Here is an 18352-nt window from a genome sequence, read left to right as displayed (position 1 = left end):
GGTCAGCCGAGCTTCCAGTCCCAGCCAAGCGGATCGCCGTCCATCACCTCGACGCCCGCCGCCGCCAGTTCGTCGCGGATCGCATCGGACCGTGGGAAATCCTTCGCCGCGCGCGCCGCGCGCCGTTCCTCCAGCCGTGCGTCGATCGTCGCCTCGTCCAGCTTCGCGTCGGCAGGGCGAACACGCAGATCCTCGCGGCGGATTGTCGCGAGGTCGAGCCCCAGCACCGCGTCGAAATCGATCAACGCGTCGAGCCGGTCCGCCGGTGCGACTCGCTTGTCGCCGAGCATCTCGTCGAGGATCGGCAGCGCGCGCGGAGTCGAGAGATCGTCGGACACCGCGGCATCAAGTCGATCGCGATAGGCGAGGGCGCTCCCCGAGGGCCCACCCGGCGGCCGCTGGCGCAAGGCATCGACGGTAATCGCCAGCCGCTTCAACCGCGTCTGCGCCGCCGCGAGATTCTCCCACGAAAATTCGAGCTCGCTGCGGTACTGCGCCTGAAGGCACATCAGCCGGTAGGCGAGGGGGTGGAAACCGCGATCGATCAACGTCTGCAGCGTGGTGAACGCACCTCCCGATTTCGACATCTTGCCCGAGCGCTCGACCAGGAAGTTGTTGTGCATCCACAGCGTCGCGCCGGTGTCGGCGCAGTCGCAATGCGCCTGGTTCTGCGCGATCTCGTTGGGATGGTGGATCTCGCGGTGATCGATCCCGCCGGTGTGGATGTCGAAGGTCGCGCCGAGATATTTCTTGCTCATCACCGAGCATTCGAGATGCCAGCCCGGTGCGCCGCGCCCCCAGGGCGAATCCCATTCCATCTGGCGGTTTTCACCAGCGGCCGATGTCCGCCAGATCGCGAAGTCCTGCGGGTTGCGCTTGCCCGCGACCGGATCGATCCGGCTCTCGCCCGCGTCGTCCTGCGACCGCGCGAGGCGGCCATAATCGGGCACCGTCGTCGTATCGAAATACAGCCCGTCGGGCAGGACGTAGCAGTGGCGCTCGGCGATCGCCTCGGCGAACGCGATCATCTCGGCGATGTGATCGGTCGCGAGCGGGAATTTGCTCGGCTCGCGGATGTTGAGATCGACTAGGTTCTGCTTGAACGCATCGGTGTAATGCTTTGCGATCGCCCAGATATCCTGGCCACTCGCACGCGCTGCCGCCTCCATCTTGTCGTCGCCGGCGTCGGCATCCGACGTCAGATGCCCGACATCGGTGATGTTGATGATGTGCGTGAGCGGATAGCCCTTCCACGTTAGCACGCGGCTCAGCGTGTCGGTGAAGACGTAAGCGCGCAAATTGCCGATATGTGCGTAGTTGTAGACCGTCGGCCCGCATGAATAGATGCCGACATTGGTCGGATCGTTCGGCCGGAACGTCTCGATCGCGCGCGAGAGACTGTTATAGAGCGTAAGGGGAATTCGGGTCATGCGCCGCTCCTAGCGCTACGGTACGGGTCTCGCAAACGACGCGATTCAACGGGGGCGGGTGCACAGGCTTGAAACCTCGGGCAGGCGCTGGTAGGGGCCACGGTTCATGCGGCGCGGACCTGTTCGCGACGGCTAAATCTATTCGACCGGAGCTAAACGGGTTTATGCAGATCATCGTACGCGACAACAACGTCGACCAGGCCCTTCGCGCGCTTAAGAAGAAGCTGCAGCGCGAAGGCGTTTATCGCGAGATGAAGTTGCGCCGTCACTACGAGAAGCCGTCCGAGAAGCGCGCGCGCGAGCGTGCAGCAGCGATCCGTCGCTCGCGCAAGCTCGACCGCAAGCGCGCCGAGCGTGACGGCGCACGGTAAGCGTTGACCGGTCCCGCGGATCGATCGCCATCGTGCGATCGGTTGCGGGATCACGATGTTCGGGGTTGCGATCGTCGCAACCCCGTGATGATTCAGTCGCAAGACTTTACAACGGCACGCGCGGCGCTCCGGCGTGACCAGATGACCGGGGCCAGATCCGATGTCGACCGTCACCGCCGTGCCGCTGCAGCCGACCAAGCGCAGCTATCTCGTCTATCTTTGGGTTGGGATCGCGCTCGCGTTGATCGCGGCTGTCGCGCTTGCGCGGCAGGGTGATGATCCGCTGGCGCGCAACGCTCGTGCCCGCGGTGTCGTGGTGACGGCATCGGGTCTTCAGTACAAGGTGCTGGCGCCGGGTAAGACTGGCGCTGCGAAGCCGACCGATGCGGACGTTGCGCTCGTCAATTACGAGGGCAAGCTGCTTAACGGCACGACCTTCGACAAGTCGCAGCAGCCGACGCCGATGCCCGTTACCGGCGTGGTCCCCGGCTTTTCGGAAGCGCTCAAGCTGATGCCGAAGGGCGCGAAGTATCGCTTCTGGATGAAGCCATCGCTTGGCTATGGCGACAAGGCGACCGGGCCAATCCCGGCGAACTCGACGCTCGTATTCGACGTCGAACTGCTCGACTTCCTCCCGCAGAGCGTCGTCCAGCAGATGCAGGCGCAGGCCCAGATGCAGCAGCGCGGCATGCCGGGCGGTGCCCCGGGTGCTCCCGGTGCGGTCCCCGTCCAGCCCTGATTTCGGCTAGGCTGGCAGGGAGTCGCTGCGCAGTTCGGTCGGCGCGCGACCCGTCGGCCTTGAAATGGCCTGATGTAGAGCTTGTCGGGTTTCATCCTCGGTGAGGTCTTGATGAAGATCAGTACGGGTCCCGATCTGTTCTTCTAGGTTCGACCACGGTACGAGGTCGAACGAAGAGGGACTTGGATGATCTCGGGTAAATTTCTGTTGGGTCGTGGCCGGCACGAACTGAGCGACGAAGAAAAGCGGGTGCTGGAGGACAGCATCGGGTCGGTGCGGCAGGTCGCCGCCCGGAAGCAGATCGTACGCGCAGGCTCGATCATCGAGACCAGCACGTTGCTGCTCGAAGGGTTCGTATGTCGTTATATGGACGACCGTGAGGGGCAGCGACAGTTGGTCGCGGTGCATGTCCCAGGCGATTTCGTCGACCTGCATGCCTTCCCGATGAAGCGGCTCGATCATGACATCGCAACGCTGGGGCCGGTCAAGATCGCCTGCTACGATCATAACACGCTGCAGACGATCACCGAACGCTATCCGCACCTCACCCAAAAGCTCTGGTTCAGTACGTTGCTCGACGCAGCGATGCACCGCGAGTGGATTTTCAGACTGGGTCGCCTGGGTGCCGAGGGTCGGGTCGCGCATTTGTTCTGCGAACTCAACGAACGGCTCGAGATGGTCGGTCTTGCGGCCGATGGCCGTTTCATGCTGCCGATGACCCAGCCGGACATCGCCGAGGCCAGCGGACTGACGGGGGTGCATGTCAATCGCGTGTTGAGAGCACTGCGCGAAAAAAATATGCTGACATTTAAGGCAAATGAGGTCCGTATTCTGGATCGGAAGGCGCTCGCAGCCGTTGCGGAGTTCGAACCACAATATCTGTACGGTTCCAAAGGCGACTGACTGTAACCGAGCAGCCTGTCGAGGGGACCGCTGCCGGGAGCGCGATCATGTTGGAGCCTGAAACCATCCCCGGCGTCGCCGCGGCGGAAAACGGCGTGGTCACGCTAGACGGACCCGATGGACTGGCGATCGCGATGACCCCCGAGGCGGCTGCGGAGACGGGGCGGCGGCTGATCGCAGCGGCCGAAATCGCGGCGAACCAGGCGACCGACGAACTGCCGCTGGACTGAGCACCAAGCATGCTAGGCTAGCCCGGCGGGGGCTAATTACCTCGTGCGGCTTCCTCTGTGTGACTTTATCACTATGCTACCCGGTACATCGACCGGGAGATCCATGTGCAGTTTCTATACCTCGCCGCCAGTGCCGTTGCGCTGATGGCGTCTACGTCCGTCGTCGCGCAGGCTGGTGCGGCCACGACGAAACCCGCCGCAAATCCTCTGCTCGCCGACTGGACCGGCCCGACCGGCGGCGTGCCGCCGTGGGACAAGGTTCGCCCCGAGCTGTTCCCGCAAGCGTTCGAAACGACGCTCACCGAGCGCACCGCGGACTACCGCAAGATTGCCGACAATCCGGCCAAGCCGACCTTCGCCAACACGATCGTGCCGATGCAGCTGGCGGGCAAGCGCTACGGGCAGGTGATGACGCTGTTCGGCGTGATGACCGGCAACATGAACACGCCCGCGTACCAGAAGCTCGACCGCGAATGGTCGCCAAAATTCTCCGCCGCGTCGGACGCGATCACCTTCGACAAGCCGCTGTTCGCGCGGATCCAGGCGATCTACGACACGCGCAATTCGAGCGGGCTGGACGCACAGCAGATCCGCCTCGTGACTCGGATCTACGACAGCTATGTGCGCCAGGGCGCCAAGCTGAACGATGCGCAGAAGGCGCAGCTCTCGCAGTATAACCAGCAGCTCGCGACCGCCTTCTCGACGTTCGGCGAGAAGCTGCTCGCCGACGAGAGCAAGGCGATCTCGGTCACCGACGAAGCGCAACTGGCGGGGCTTCCCGACAGCGTGAAGGCGGTCGCCAAGGCCGCGGCGGTCGAGCGGAAGCTGCCGGGCTTCGCGATCGTCAACACGCGCTCCGCGGTCGATCCGGTCCTGACTTACGCGACCGACCGCGCGCTCCGCGAGAAGGTGTGGCGCGCCTTCGTCAATCGTGGCGACAATGGCGATGCGAACGACACGAACGCGACGATCGCGCAGATCGTGAAACTCCGCGCCGACCGCGCGCACCTGCTCGGGTTCAAGACGCACGCCGACTGGCGGATGCAGGACACGATGGCGAAGACGCCCGCCGCGGCGATGGACCTGATGATGCGCGTCTGGCCTGCCGCCAAGACACGCGTGGCCGAGGAAGTCGCGGACATGCAGAAGGTCGCCGGCACCTCGCTGACGATCGAGCCGTGGGATTACCGCTTCTACCAGGAGAAGGTGCGCAAAGCCCGGTACGACCTCGATCAGGCGCAGCTGAAGCCGTATTTCGAGCTCGGCAACATCATCCAGGGTTCGCTGTACGCGGCCAACCGGCTGTACGGGCTGAACTTCAAGGAGATCACCGGCACCGTGCCTGTGTTCGAGCCGAACATGCGGGTGTGGAGCGTCACCGACAAGACCGGCAAGGACGTCGGGCTGTTCTACCGCGACGATTTCGCGCGGACCGGCAAGCGTTCGGGCGCGTGGGCGAACACGTATCGTGGTCAGCGCGGCCTCGCCCCGGCGCAGCTCGTGCTGTCGTCGAACAACAATAATTTCGCCAAGGGCGCACCCGGCGAGCCGATCCTGATCAGCCTCGACGATGCGCAGACGCTGTTCCATGAGTTTGGCCATGCGATCCACGCGATGCTCCAGAACGTCTATTATCCGGGGCTCGCGGGCACGCCGCGCGACTTCGTGGAATATCCGAGCCAGGTGAACGAGCATTGGCTGCTGACCCGCGACGTGCTCGACAAATATGCGCGGCATTACCAGACCAAGGCGGCGATGCCGCAGGACCTGCTCGACAAGATCGAGAAATCACGGACCTTCAACCAGGGCTTTGCGACCACGGAGTATCTGTCGTCGGCGATCGTCGACATGAAGATCCACACCGTCCCCGACGGCGTGATCGATCCCGACAAGTTCGAGGCCGCGACGCTCGCCGAGATCGGCATGCCGAAGCAGCTGGTGATGCGTCACCGCGTGCCGCAGTTCCAGCATCTGTTCGCGTCGGACAGCTATTCGGCGGGCTATTACAGCTATCTCTGGTCCGAGACGATGGACGCGGACACCTTCGCGGCGTTCGAGGAAGCCGGCAGCCCGTGGGACAAGGCCACGGCGGACAAGTTCGCCAAGGTGCTGCTGTCGACGGGGAACGAAACCGATCGTGCCGAGGCGTATCGCGCCTTCCGAGGCCGCGATCCGGATGTCAACGCGCTGCTCAAGAAGCGCGGTTTCGCCCCAACTTCAGCTGTGCAGGGAGCTAAATGATGGCGAGCACGACAATCCCGCCCGAGAAGAACCACCGCCTCAAATCGATCCTCGGCGGATCGGCGGGCAATCTGGTCGAGTGGTTCGACTGGTATGTCTATTCGGCATTCGGACTGTATTTCGCGCCGGTGTTCTTCCCAAAGGGTAATGCGACCGCGCAGCTGATGAGCGTCGCCGCAGTGTTCGCGGTCGGCTTCCTGATGCGGCCGATCGGCGCATGGGTGATGGGCATCTATGCTGATCGCCATGGGCGCAAATCCGGCCTGACGCTGTCGGTGACGCTGATGTGCGCGGGCTCGTTCCTGATCGCGATCACGCCCGGCTTCGCAACGATCGGCTGGATCGCGCCGGCGCTGCTGATCCTCGCGCGCCTGATGCAGGGGCTCAGCGTCGGCGGCGAATATGGCGCGAGTGCGGTGTATCTGTCGGAGATGGCGGGCAAGTCGCGGCGCGGCTTCTTCTCCAGCTTCCAGTACGTCACGCTGATCGCAGGGCAGTTGCTCGCGCTCGGTGTGTTGTTGCTGCTGCAGTCGACGCTCGACACGGCGCAGCTGGACGCGTGGGGCTGGCGCATTCCGTTCGCAATCGGCGGGGTGCTCGCGCTGGTGGTCTTCCGCATCCGTCGCGGGCTGCTCGAGACCGAGAGCTATCAGAACGCCAAAGCTGACGGCACGCCCAAATCGAGCGGCTGGCTGCTGTTCAGCAAATACCCGCGCGAGGCGTTCACCGTGCTGCTGCTCACCGCCGGCGGTACGCTCGCCTTCTATGCGTACACCACGTACATGCAGAAGTTCCTCGTCAACACGAGCGGGTTCAGCCGCGAATCCGCGACGCTGATCATGACCGCGGCGCTGGCGTTGTACGCGGCGTTCCAGCCGTTGGCGGGGGCGTTGTCGGACCGCATCGGGCGGAAACCGCTGATGGTCGGGTTCGGGATCGCCGGCGTGCTGTGCACGGTGCCGATCTTCACCGTGCTGGAAACCGCAACCAACCCCTATCTGGCGTTCGGCCTCGTCGTGGGCTCGCTGTTCATCGTGACCGGTTACACTGCGATCAACGCGGTGGTGAAGGCGGAGCTGTTTCCCGCGCATGTCCGCGCGCTGGGCGTGGCACTGCCGTACGCGCTGGCCAACACGATGTTCGGCGGGACGGCCGAATACGTCGCGCTATGGCTCAAGAACGAAGGCATGGAGCGCGGCTTCTACTGGTATGTGACCGCGATGATCGGCGTGTCGCTGATCGTGTACCTCCGCATGAAGGACACGCGCACACACAGCCAGATCGTCGAGGATTGAACTTACTGCTCCCTCTCCCCTGCGGGGAGAGGGCTGGGGTGAGGGGCTGTTCCAGGCGTTACCCTGCTCGGCTGCCCCTCACCCCGACCCTCTCCCCGGAGGGGAGAGGGAGCAGAACTAGCGGGGCAGTTCGATGATCGCGTCGAGGCCGCCGCCAGCCTGATCTGACGGGGCACGGTTCACCAGTCGGATTTCTCCGCCGGCCTCGCGCACGATCGCGCGTGCCAAGGCCAGACCTAGGCCAATCCCTCCCGTCTCCCGGTTGCGCGAACTCTCCAGTCGCGTGAAGGCGTCGAACACGTCGCCCATCCGGTCCTCGGGAATGCCCGGGCCTTGATCCGCGACGACGATCGCCACGGTCTTCGCTCCAGCCTCGACCCGCACCTCCGCCGACACGCCGTATTTCACCGCATTCTCGATCAGATTGCGCACCGCACGGCGCATCAGCGACGGCCGCAGCCGCATCCGCAAGCGGTCCGCCTCGATGAAGCTCACCTCGCTGCCGATGTCGCGAAAATCCTCGACCACCGCATCGACCAACGCGGCCAGATCGACATCGGTCGGCGGCTCGCTCGGCCGCCCCAGCCTAGCCAGCGACAGGATATCGTCGAGCGTCCGGTTCATTTCCGCCACCGTATCGATCATCTTGGCGCGATCGGTGTCGTCTTCGACCGACTCGATCCGCACGCGCAGCGCGGCGAGCGGCGTGCGAAGATCATGCCCGATCGCGCCGAGCATGCGGTCCTTCTCGTCGAGCATGCCCGTCACGCGCAACCGCAGCGCGTTGAACGCGGTGATCAGCGCCGCGACGTCGTCGGGCCCTTCCGCCGGCATCGGCACGCCGGGTTCGCCCGGCCGGAACCGCTCCGCCGCCACGCGAAGATCGCGCAGCGGTCGCGACAGCCGGCGGACGATCCACAGCACCGGCAACAGGACGATGATGTAGAGGATCGCCGTCTGGCTCAGCAACGCGAACAGCAGGCGCGCGCCGGGTTGCGGCCACGGCGCGGTGATCGTCAGCCAGCCGCGGCCGGGTTGTTCGACCGCGATCAACAGCGTGGCGCCATCGCGCTCGCCGCGGCGGATCCCCGCACGGCGGCGATTGTCGCGGTCGCTGTCGTCGTCGAGCGTCGAGGGCTGCAGCCCGGTATCGATCCGCCCTACCGTCACGCCCTGATCCGCGAGCTGGCGGCGAAGTTCGGCGGCAACCTCGGGATGGCGCTCGTTTCCTATCTGTCGGATCGGATCGGCGGGAAGACGGCGGACGCGGCCGCGGTCCGCGGTCAGGGGACGCCCGCCATGCGCCTCGCGGTCGAGCGCATCGGCGATCCGGGTCGCGACCGGGCGGGTCGCTTGCGAAAGGCGAAACTCGATCCGATCGCGCAGGACCAGCCCGAAGTTGATCGCCTGCGCGACGAACAGCGCGAGCGCGATCAGCAACGCCATCTGCCCGGCCAGATTGCGCGGCCAGGGGCGGGTCATGAGCGTAGGATCACGGGCGGGTGATCACAGGCGCGCGATCACAGACGGGTCACTTCGGCGGCCAGCGTGTAGCCGCCGCCCCAGACCGTCTTGATCAACTCGGGCGTCTTGGCATCGGTCTCTATCTTGCGCCGCAACCGGCTGACCTGGTTGTCGACCGCACGATCGAACGCCGCGGCTTCGCGTCCCTGCGTCAGGTCGAGCAGCTGGTCGCGCGTGAGCACCTGGCGCGGCCGCGTGACGAGCGCGAGCAGGAGGTTGTATTCGCCGGTCGACAGCGGCACCGACACGCCTTCGCGGTCGACCAGCGCGCGTTCGCCCGATTTCAGCACCCAGCCGGCAAAGGCATAGGCGTTCGCCTCGGGCGCATGCTGCCGCGCACCGCCCGCGGTCGCGCGGCGTAAAATGACCTTCACGCGGGTCGCGAGTTCGCGCGGCGAGAACGGCTTCACGACGTAATCGTCCGCGCCCATTTCGAGCCCGACGATCCGATCGGTCTCCTCGGTCCGCGCGGTCAGCAGGATGACGGGCACGTCGCTGGTCGCGGCGATATGGCGGCAGAGCGACAGACCGTCCTCGCCCGGCATCATGATGTCGAGAATGACGAGATCGATCGCATACGCCGTCAGCCGCGTTCTTGCGCTCTCCGCATCGCCCGCCTGCGTGACGCGAAACCCCTGTTTGGTGAGGTACGCGGCCAGTGGCTCGCGGATCGAGCGCTCGTCGTCGACGAGCAACAGATGCGGCATATCTCCCATCGGGGCAGTGTCTAGCATGGCGACTGTCCAGGGGAAGCACCGGGACGCGGTGCCTCCCCCTTTCCAAATTATTGGGCGGGGGCGGGCACTGTCGCTGGTGCGGGCGGGGTGACGCCCTGACGGCGTTCGCGACGATCGACGTGGCGCATCTCGGCGGCATTGGCGCGCTCGGTCGCGTCGATCATGCCGTCGTGATTGGCGTCCATCCGGTCGAACCGCTTGAGCGCGCGCGCCTCGAACTCTTCGCGGGTCACGCTGCCGTCGCCGTTCGGATCCATCCGGCGACCCATGCCGTCATGCTTCGCACCACCCGGCGGCGGCACCGGCACGTCGCGACCGCTGGCGATCATTCGGTCGTGCATCGCGGTCCGATAGGCGCGCATCTCGCCGGCGGTCACTCGGCCGTCATGATCGGTATCCATCTGCGCGAACCGCGCATCGGCCTGTGCGATTGCTTCGGCGCGCGTGGCGACACCGTCGCGGTTGGCATCCTGACGCATCGGCGGACGCGGCGCAGGGGTAGGGGTAGGGGCGGTTTGTGCACTGGCAGCGGACGTGATCGCACTGGCGGCGAGCATCAGGGTGAGGACGGTCTTGCGCATGTCGGTCTCCGGCGGAGTGGGACGAATTCCCATCGAATAACGCCGCTCTAAACCCTGGTTGTCGCAGGCTTTTACCGCCGCGACGCCAATGTGTCGCAAGATATCTCGAACACGCGAAGTTCAGGCGAAGATCGCGACGCTCTGCATCTGTTCCGCAACCGGCGTGCCGTCGGCGTTCCAGATCGTCATCTGCTGGCTCGAATTGCCCTCCCGCGTGTAGTCGGTGGTCGCGCGGAGCAGCCACCAGCCGTCGCGCGTCACCGGCTGCGGCCCGAGAATGTTGAGCAACCACGTCATCGAACTGAGCGGGGCGGGGCCGCCGAGCAGCTTCAGCGCGGCAGGCGGCAGGCAGTCCGCGATCGCGATCAGTTCGACCATCGGATCGAGCCCTTCGCGCTCGATCAGCCGCGCCCAACGGAGCCATTCCGCCGGCCCGACGCTGTCGTCGCGGCGATCGAGCAGGTCGAAGTTGCGCGAGAACGCCACCGCGCTGTGGCCGCGGAACGTCTGCGCGTCCGGCTTTGGCATCGGGAAGTCCGGCGCTCGACCGCTCTGGTGATCGACACGCGATTCGACCGCCGCCATGAACACGAACGTCGCACGGAGCCCGAGCCCGGCCGCGCTCTCGACGTCGGCCTGGACGAACGCCGCGTTGCGTCCGCGCCGCAGCCGGCTCGCCCGGATCACGATCTCGCCCGATAATGGCCCGATGAACGACACCTGCGCAGACCGCAGCGGCGGCAGGGCGACGTCGGACTGCTGCGCGACATGGAGTGCCAATGCCGCCGAGAAGCCACCATATGCCGTGCGCCCCTGCGCCCAGTTCTCCGGCACCGTGCCGCGCCAGCCGCCCTCGGTCAGCTCCAAGGCGTCGATCGCCTGTTTGAGAGTGGTCATGGGTTTAGCTCTCTCATCTGCGGGTGATTGCGCGTGTCGAACTCCGATTTGGCCTCCGTCGTCATCCTGACGAAAGTCAGGACCCAGAGCCAAGGATCGGGGCACTTGTGGTCCTGGGTCCTGACTTTCGTCAGGATGACGGGACTGTTGAGGCGAGCCGGTCGCGGAGTTCGCGCTTCAGGACCTTGCCGATCGCACTGCGAGGTAGTTCGTCCGCGACGTGCAGGGCCGACAAGCGCTGCGTCTTGCCGAGCTGCGCGTTCGCCCACGCCAGGATCGAAGGCGCATCTTCGGTCGCTCCATCGTGCGGCACATAGAACCCCACCGGCGTCTCGCCCCACGCCTCAGAAGGCACGCCGATCACCGCGCAGTCCGCCACCGCGGGATGCTGCGCGAGCACCGCTTCCAGATCAGACGGATAGATGTTGAACCCGCCCGAGATGATCAGGTCCTTCTTGCGGTCCATCAGCGTGAGGAAACCGTCCTCGTCGAACCGTCCGACGTCGCCGTGGCGGATGTAGCGGTTGCCATCGGCGTCATACCATTCCGCATCGCGCGTGGCTTCGGTGCGGCCGTGATAGCCGTTCATCATCGCCGGGCTGCGGCCAACGACCTCGCCCATCTCGCCGGGCGCGACCTCGTTGCCGTCGTCGTCGATCAGGCGGATCTCGTGCCCCGGCATCGGCTGGCCGACGGTGTGGAGCTTGGTCGGGTTGGCGGTGGCGTTCAGCGCGCAACTCGCGCCGCCCTCGGTCATGCCGTAGAATTCGACGAGCAAACCCGGCCAGCGTGCGACGACGTCGGCCTTCAGCGTCGCGGAGAACGGCGCGCTGGTGCTGGTCTTGAAGCGGAATGCCGACAGGTCGAAGACGTCGAAATCGGGCAGCGCCATGATCCGCTGATACTGGACCGGGACCAGCATCGTATGCGTCGCATGATAGCGCTGCGCGAGTTCGAGATAGGCGCGCGCGTCGAACTTGCCCATCAGCACGATGGTACCGCCCCAGCCGAGCGTCGGCAGGAAGCTGACCAGCGTGGTGTTCGAATAGAGCGGCGTGGCGATCATCGTCACCGCGGTGTCGAACCCCGCGGCGGTGTTGCGCGAAATGTGAGCCCAGCGCATCGCGTGGCTCTGGACGATGCCCTTCGGCGTGCCGGTCGTGCCGGACGAGTAGATGATATTGAACGGGTCATCGGGCGCTATTTCGACCGGGGTTGGTTTCGCGTCGAGAGGAGCGAGCCAGTCCTCGAAAGCTAGAAAAGCTTGTTCCCCCGCGAAGGCGGGGGCCCAGACTGGATGCCCGCCTTCGCGGGGGAACAATACCACGTTGGCCGTAAGAGATTGCCCTTCCAACGCCCGCGCATTTGCCGCATCGAAGAACACGATCGGCGCGCCACTATCCGCAGTCATCGCCGCGATCGCCGCCGGCGTAGCGGATGGCGCGATCGGCGTTGCGGCACACCCTGCGCGTACCGCACCAAGGAAAGCCGCCGCATAGTCGGTCGACGCCGCAGCGACGATCGCGACCGCCTGACCCGATTTCACGCCGTCGCGCTGCAACGCCGCCGCGACCCGGTCCATCATCGCGTCCAGCGTCCGATAGTCGATGCTGCCCTGTGCGCCGGCGACGGCGGTACGATCCCCCGTTCGAGTGCGTGCGCACGGATCAGATCGGGCAGGGTGGCAAAGCCCGTGGCGAGCATGTCTGCGGCAGTCGTCATTCGCGCATCGCTAGGCGAACGCGCCCGGCAATGCCATACGGTATATTCGAAAACTGATATCGAGGAGACGCCGATGCTGTTCTACGATAGCGCGCTGCCCGCGCCCAACCCGCGCCGCGTCCGCATCTTCCTCGCCGAAAAGCATATCCGCGTACCCATGGCGCAGATTTCGATCCCAAAGGCCGAGCACAAGGCGGAGGCGTTCCTGTCGGTCAACGCGCTGGGTCAGACCCCCGCGCTGGCGTTCGACGATGGGCGCGTGCTGACCGAAAGCGTCGCGATCTGCCGCTATTTCGAGATGCTCCACCCCGATCCGCCGCTGTTTGGCCACGGCGCGCATAACATCGCCGAGATCGACATGTGGACGCGGCGGATCGAATTGCGGCTGATGACTCCACTGTCGATGGTCTGGCTGCACACGCATCCTTGGACCGCGCGGATCGTCCAGCCGCAATATACCGAGTTCGGTGAAAGCCAGCGCCCCCGTGTACTCGCGGCGATGACGGAGTTCGATCATGCGCTCGCGGGTCGCGACTGGCTCGACGGGGAGCGTTACACGATCGCCGACATCGTTCTGCTGACGACGATCGACTTCGCGAAGTTCGTCGGCATCGCAGTGCCCGACGATCTGGCGCACCTGAAGGCGTGGCACGCCCGCGCCACCGCCCGACCAAGCTCGCAAGCGTGAACGGCAGCGGCACATCCAGCTGTCCGATTTTACCAAGACTGCCAGGATCGGCAAAAGTCGCTTTGCAAAGCCGCGAATCTATGCGAGGGGGCCGCATACCCGGTATTCAGATTGCCCGGACGCTCCGCTCCATCGACGATGCGAGACGAGCCCGGACACGACGTTGGAGAGGGGATAAGGCGGAAGAGCGACCCGAACGAGGACGCATCTTCCGCCGTCCTTCCCGCGAGCCACCCGCCACACCCCGAAACGCGCAACGCTATGCTCCGGCGCGATAATTCCGCCTTGCGACGGCATGCCCTCGGCTCGTCGCAGATGTGCCCGGCGTGCAGCTTTAGCTTGTCTGGTACGTCTCGATTGCCCTAGCGTAAGGTCTGTTTCGACTTCGAGGTATTGCCGATGGCTGCAGCGTATCAGTCCCATCCCGAGATCGCCGATGCCTTGGCAATGAAGCGACGGGGCCTGACGCTCGCGCTGCTCACCTTCACCTATTTCTTCAGTTATATGGACCGCCAGATCCTCGCGATCCTGCTCGAGCGGATCAAGGCGGACCTGCTGCTGACCGATACGCAACTCGGGCTGCTGTCCGGACTCGTCTTCGCGATCTTCTACGCGACGCTCGGCATCCCGGTCGCACGACTCGCGGATCGCACCAGCCGCCGCAACATCATCGCCGCCAGCCTGACGATCTGGAGCGCGATGACCGCGCTGTGCGGGCTCGCGCAGAATTTCACGCAGCTGATGCTTTTCCGGATAGGCGTCGGCATCGGCGAGGCGGGGTCGAGCCCGCCTAGTCATTCGATCATCGCCGATCTCTACCCACCCGAGAAGCGTGCCAGTGCGATGGCGGTGTACTCGCTCGGCGTCGTACTGGGCGCGGGCTTCGGCACGCTGATCGGCGGCGTCGTTGCGCACTCGTACGGTTGGCGGATCGCGATGATGACGGTCGGTCTACCGGGGATCGCGCTGGCGATTCTAGTTCGCCTGTTCATGGTCGAGCCTCGCCGCGGCTTGTCCGACGCGGCACGCGCCGTAGCGGCGCCGATGCCGAGCGTCGCGCAAGGCTTCGCCTCGATGTGGGCGAGCGCACCGGCGCGACACTTGGTGGTCGGCGTCACGCTGACATCGATGATCGGCTACGCGCTGACCGGCTGGGGCCCGAGCTATATCCAGCGGTCGCTCGGCATCTCGATGCTCGACATCTCGCGCTATATCGCGCTGCCGGGGGCGCTGTTCGGCGCGATCTCGGCGCTGGCGGGCGGCAAGATCGCGGATGTCCTCGCCAAGCGTCACGGCCTCCACGTCCAGGCCTGGGTGGTGCTGGTGATGAAGGGGCTTTCCCTCCCGTTCGCGCTCGCCTTCTACCTGATCGACGCGCCGGCGATCGCGATCGGCAGCTATTTCGTGTCACTGATCTTCGCCAATTCCTATCTCGGGCCTAGCTTCGCGCTGATCCAGCATCTCGCGCCGTTGCAGATCCGCGCGATGTGGGCGGCGATCACGTTGCTGGTGATCAACCTGGTCGGGCTGGGACTCGGGCCGACGCTGGTGGGCTGGCTGAGCGACCTTTTGAAGCCGGGCTTTGGCGAGGATTCGCTGCGCTATGCGCTGGTGATCATCGTGCTGATGACGCCGTGGGCGCTTTTCCACTATTGGCGTGCCGGGGTTCTGCTGAAGCGCGCGGAGGATGCTGCTAGGTAACCGCTTCGTCGTCAGCTTGGCTGGGCGGCGGCAGGGCGGGCCAACGCATCCGCCAACAACCATGTCATCGCGCTTGTCCGGTCATCAAATACCGCCATGTCGTCGCGCACCGCGACGATCCGCTTCACCTGCAACCGCGCGAGCTTGCCGTCGGTGAACAAGGCGACTTTCCGGGATTTCAGCGGGATGGTCAGAGCCACGCGCTGGAGCATCGCCACCACTTCCTGGGGCTGGATCGCGGATCGCGAGAAATTGCCCAGCAGCATGTGACGCTTGCCGGTCGCCAGCACGCGCCGTGCCTCGCCGTCCAGATCGCGGAGGAAGCCCTCGACATGCGGGATCGTCCAGAATCCGGACGCCTCGACTTCGATGATGCCGGTGTCGAGATCGGTCGTGATCGTGTGCATGACGCCCTCCGTGGAGGTGTCGGGATCGGCCGCTCGGCGTTAACGGCGCGTAACCAAACCGTTACGAGTGCGATTGTCGCCGCCTATGCCGTCATGCCGACTGGCGTCAGGCCTTCGCCATCCGATCGTCGAACAGCCCGAACATCAGCGTCGAGGCATACATCGCGATCGCTCGCTCGCGCGGCATCGTCGACGCCCATTTGCGCATGTCGAACGCGGCGTTCTGGAGCGCCATCAACGCCTGCGCCGCGATCAGCGCATCGACCGCGCGGATCGAGCCCTCGCCGATCCCGTCCATCATCATACCGGCGTAACGCCGCGCGATGCCGTTCGAGCGATCGACCATCGCGTTGCGCACGCCGACCGGCAGGCCGCTCAGCGCCGTAGTGCGCAGCAACGGCCCACGCTCGGCAAACTGCACGTCGAGCAACGTCGCGACGGTGCTCGACAGCTTGTGCCAATAGCTCCCGCCCTCGGCTTCGCCGCGGCTCTGCGCATCGGCGATCGTGTCGAAGCTGCGGCGGTAGCACGCGATGACGAGGTCGTCCTTCGCGTCGAGATGGTGGTAGAAGCTGCCCTTGGTCACGTTCAGCTCCGATGCGATCTTCTGCACCGAGGCGCCGCGATAGCCGAGCTCGTTGATCAGGCGCGTCGCGGCGAGCAGGAACGCCTCGCGCCCCGGTTCGGCCTCGTCATGGCTGAGGTCGAGCAGCTTCGGCGACCATTTGGCGTCCTTGCCCGCGATGCCGTGCGCGAACACGTCCATCAGACGTTCCTCGACCCGGCCATATTGATCGGGCTCGTACCGCGTCAGCCAGATCGGCAGCCAGAACGTATTCTCGAGCAGCACGTGCGCGCGTGCGCCGTTGAGATCGGTCTGTGCGCGCGATGAAGTCGGCCCCCACAACAGCCGCGTGCGACGGAACACCTCGCGCCAGCCCGCCATCAGCCGGCCGCGCATCGGCTCTTCGGTCGCGCGCAGATCGGAGAGGACCGCGAACGCCTTTTCCTCGCCGCGCTGGATCCGCCCGAGCCGGTCCATGTTGAGCGCGAGATAGCGCCGAACGCGGTCCTCCGGCGTTGCTTCTTCCGCCGCGACGTCGAGCATTGCGATCAGCGATTCGAGCGTGTTCTCGAACGCCGCTGCCGCGAGGTCTTCCTTGCGCTTGAAATAATAGGTAACGCTCGTCGTGTTGAGCCCGACGCGCCGCGCCACGTCCGCGAACGTCATGCCCTTGGCACTCTGTTCGTTGATCGCTTCTGCCGCTGCGGCGAGGATCGCGTCACGCTTCGCACGGAAGCGCTTGGTCCCCTGTTCGCTCTCGTCGCTGGCCTCTGCCGGAACCTTCATCGAAACACCCTAACAGCTTCGATTTGAAGATACAGTGCTTTTTAGGCGCTTTCAGGGCGGACTTGAAAACATGCTTTCGGGACCGCTCCGCACGCTTTACCGAATGTGCGGTATGGTCTAACCCGCCGCAAAAGTGATAACGAACGGAGAGCCCGCATGGATTTTACGCTGAGCGAACGAGAGACGTATTTCCGGGATCGGGTCCGGGATTTCATCGACCAGAATATTCGCCCGCGACAGGCCGATTACGACCAGCAGGCGCATGAAGGCGAGCGCTGGAAGGTGATTCCGGTGATCGAGGAGATGAAGGAGAAGGCCAAGGCCGCGGGCTTGTGGAATTTCTTCATGCCACCGCATTCGGGCCAGACGCACGTCGACGATCTGTTCGAGTTCGAAGGCACGCAGCTGACCAATCTCGAATATGCGTTATGCGCGGAGGAGATGGGCAAGGTCAGTTGGGCGAGCGAGTGTTTCAACTGCTCGGCGCCCGATACCGGCAACATGGAGGTGTTTCACCGCTATGGCACGCGCGAGCAGAAGGACCGGTGGCTCGGCCCGCTGATGCGCGGCGAGATCCGCTCGGCGTTCCTGATGACCGAGCCCGCGGTGGCGTCGTCGGACGCGACCAACATCGAGACGTCGATGGTGCGCGACGGCGATCACTACGTCATCAACGGTACCAAATGGTGGTCGTCGGGCGTCGGCGATCCGCGCTGCAAGATCGCGATCGTGATGGGCAAGACGAGCTTGGAGGGCTCGCGGCACCAGCAGCAGAGCCAGATCCTCGTGCCGATGGACACGCCCGGCGTGACGATCAAGCGGATGCTCTCCGTGTATGGCTATGACCACGCGCCGCACGGGCATGGTGAGGTCGTACTGGAGAATGTCCGCGTGCCGGTCGAGAACGTGCTGCTCGGCGAGGGGCGCGGGTTCGAGATCGCGCAGGGGCGGCTTGGGCCGGGCCGTATTCATCACTGCATGCGCACCATCGGTGTCGCCGAGACCGCGATCGAGGCGATGGCGCGGCGATTGCTCGACCGGGTCGCGTTCGGCAAGCGGATCGCCGACTTCTCGGTCTGGGAGGAGCGCATCGCCACCGCCCGGATCGACATCGAGATGACTCGTTTGCTCTGCCTCAAGGCGGCGGACATGATGGACAAGGCTGGCAACAAATCCGCGCAGATCGAGATCTCGATGATCAAGGTCGCCGCGCCGAACATGGCGCTCAGGATCCTCGACGACGCGATTCAGGCGCATGGCGGCGGGGGGTCTCGGGCGATTTCCGGTTGGCGCATGACTGGGCGGCGATGCGGACTCTCCGGTTCGCGGATGGCCCGGACGAGGTCCACAACCGCTCGATCGCGCGCAACGAGTTCGGGAAATATGGGGACTTCCGTAAGGGCGGCGTTTCCAGCGGGGATGTCGGGGTGAGCCGGTAGGTTTTCTCCGTCCGTTCGTCCGCTATCCCCCGTCATCCCAGCGAAAGCTGGGATCTCCCCATTCGGGTCGCGGCGCCTGCCAACCGGGATACCCCA

General features: G+C 65.1%; 15 protein-coding genes and 2 pseudogenes. 9 read left to right on the top strand and 8 right to left on the bottom strand.

All coding sequences use genetic code 11. The annotated features are described in order from the left end of the window. Positions 1 to 2: 2 nt before the first annotated feature. Positions 3 to 1430, bottom strand: a complete 1428-nt coding sequence (gene cysS, locus QP164_RS09170) for a cysteine--tRNA ligase (RefSeq protein WP_333922943.1) — start codon at positions 1428 to 1430, stop codon at positions 3 to 5. A 164-nt stretch (positions 1431 to 1594) separates the two neighbouring features. On the opposite strand from cysS, the gene rpsU reads away from it, so the two are divergent. The 6 genes from rpsU (at position 1595) to QP164_RS09140 (ending at position 7209) form a co-directional block, all read left to right on the top strand. Further along, positions 1595 to 1801 carry a 30S ribosomal protein S21 gene (rpsU, locus tag QP164_RS09165; protein ID WP_055878578.1) on the top strand — a complete coding sequence of 69 codons (207 nt, stop codon included), beginning with the start codon at positions 1595 to 1597 and terminating at the stop codon, positions 1799 to 1801. Between the two features lie 160 nt (positions 1802 to 1961). After that, positions 1962 to 2540, top strand: a complete 579-nt coding sequence (locus QP164_RS09160; RefSeq protein ID WP_132740541.1) for an FKBP-type peptidyl-prolyl cis-trans isomerase — start codon at positions 1962 to 1964, stop codon at positions 2538 to 2540. 186 nt (positions 2541 to 2726) lie between these two features. Then, a complete protein-coding gene (locus QP164_RS09155) occupies positions 2727 to 3443 on the top strand; it encodes a Crp/Fnr family transcriptional regulator (protein WP_333922942.1) in 717 nt (238 codons plus the stop codon). A gap of 47 nt (positions 3444 to 3490) precedes the next feature. After that, positions 3491 to 3673, top strand: coding sequence for a hypothetical protein (locus tag QP164_RS09150; protein WP_333922941.1), 183 nt, complete (start codon positions 3491 to 3493; stop codon positions 3671 to 3673). Positions 3674 to 3778: 105 nt separating this feature from the next. After that, positions 3779 to 5914, top strand: a complete 2136-nt coding sequence (locus tag QP164_RS09145) for a M3 family metallopeptidase (RefSeq protein ID WP_333922940.1) — start codon at positions 3779 to 3781, stop codon at positions 5912 to 5914. Then, the gene (locus QP164_RS09140; protein ID WP_333922939.1) at positions 5914 to 7209 is read left to right on the top strand and encodes an MFS transporter; all 1296 of its coding nucleotides are present in this window, start codon (positions 5914 to 5916) and stop codon (positions 7207 to 7209) included. Before QP164_RS09145 ends, QP164_RS09140 begins: the two co-directional genes overlap by 1 nt. A 117-nt stretch (positions 7210 to 7326) precedes the next feature. Here the strand turns inward: QP164_RS09140 and QP164_RS09135 are convergent, their stop codons facing one another. From QP164_RS09135 to QP164_RS09115, 5 genes and pseudogenes are all read right to left on the bottom strand, one after another. After that, entirely contained in the window at positions 7327 to 8691 is a 1365-nt protein-coding gene (locus QP164_RS09135) for a sensor histidine kinase (protein WP_333922938.1), read from the bottom strand. Between the two features lie 38 nt (positions 8692 to 8729). Then, positions 8730 to 9449 carry a response regulator gene (locus QP164_RS09130; RefSeq protein ID WP_132740885.1) on the bottom strand — a complete coding sequence of 240 codons (720 nt, stop codon included), beginning with the start codon at positions 9447 to 9449 and terminating at the stop codon, positions 8730 to 8732. A 68-nt stretch (positions 9450 to 9517) separates the two neighbouring features. Continuing rightward, complete coding sequence (locus QP164_RS09125) at positions 9518 to 10051, bottom strand: EF-hand domain-containing protein (RefSeq protein WP_165911402.1); 534 nt, start codon at positions 10049 to 10051, stop codon at positions 9518 to 9520. A 120-nt stretch (positions 10052 to 10171) separates the two neighbouring features. Then, positions 10172 to 10948: a thioesterase family protein gene (locus QP164_RS09120; RefSeq protein WP_333922936.1), complete on the bottom strand. Its 777-nt coding sequence runs from the start codon at positions 10946 to 10948 to the stop codon at positions 10172 to 10174. 130 nt (positions 10949 to 11078) lie between these two features. Further along, positions 11079 to 12670, bottom strand: a pseudogene (locus tag QP164_RS09115) (class I adenylate-forming enzyme family protein). A 73-nt stretch (positions 12671 to 12743) separates the two neighbouring features. Here QP164_RS09115 and QP164_RS09105 point away from each other — a divergent pair. Then, the gene (locus tag QP164_RS09105) at positions 12744 to 13358 is read left to right on the top strand and encodes a glutathione S-transferase family protein (RefSeq protein WP_332754376.1); all 615 of its coding nucleotides are present in this window, start codon (positions 12744 to 12746) and stop codon (positions 13356 to 13358) included. 399 nt (positions 13359 to 13757) lie between these two features. Further along, on the top strand, positions 13758 to 15059 hold the full coding sequence (locus tag QP164_RS09100) for a spinster family MFS transporter (RefSeq protein ID WP_333922934.1): 1302 nt from the start codon (positions 13758 to 13760) through the stop codon (positions 15057 to 15059). 11 nt (positions 15060 to 15070) lie between these two features. On the opposite strand, the gene QP164_RS09095 is transcribed toward QP164_RS09100, so the two are convergent. Beyond that, positions 15071 to 15466: a hypothetical protein gene (locus QP164_RS09095; protein ID WP_121884536.1), complete on the bottom strand. Its 396-nt coding sequence runs from the start codon at positions 15464 to 15466 to the stop codon at positions 15071 to 15073. Between the two features lie 106 nt (positions 15467 to 15572). Continuing rightward, positions 15573 to 16817: a TetR/AcrR family transcriptional regulator gene (locus tag QP164_RS09090; RefSeq protein WP_333922933.1), complete on the bottom strand. Its 1245-nt coding sequence runs from the start codon at positions 16815 to 16817 to the stop codon at positions 15573 to 15575. Positions 16818 to 16973: 156 nt separating this feature from the next. Between QP164_RS09090 and QP164_RS09085 the strand changes: the two are divergent. Next, a pseudogene (locus tag QP164_RS09085) lies at positions 16974 to 18256 on the top strand (acyl-CoA dehydrogenase family protein). The last annotated feature ends 96 nt before the right edge of the window (positions 18257 to 18352 follow it).

Origin of the sequence: Sphingomonas sp. LR59 (assembly GCF_036855945.1) — a bacterium.
Lineage (GTDB): Bacteria > Pseudomonadota > Alphaproteobacteria > Sphingomonadales > Sphingomonadaceae > Sphingomonas.
The sequence above is the reverse complement of the archived record's forward strand: the minus strand, read 5'-3'. Positions and strand labels throughout refer to the sequence as shown.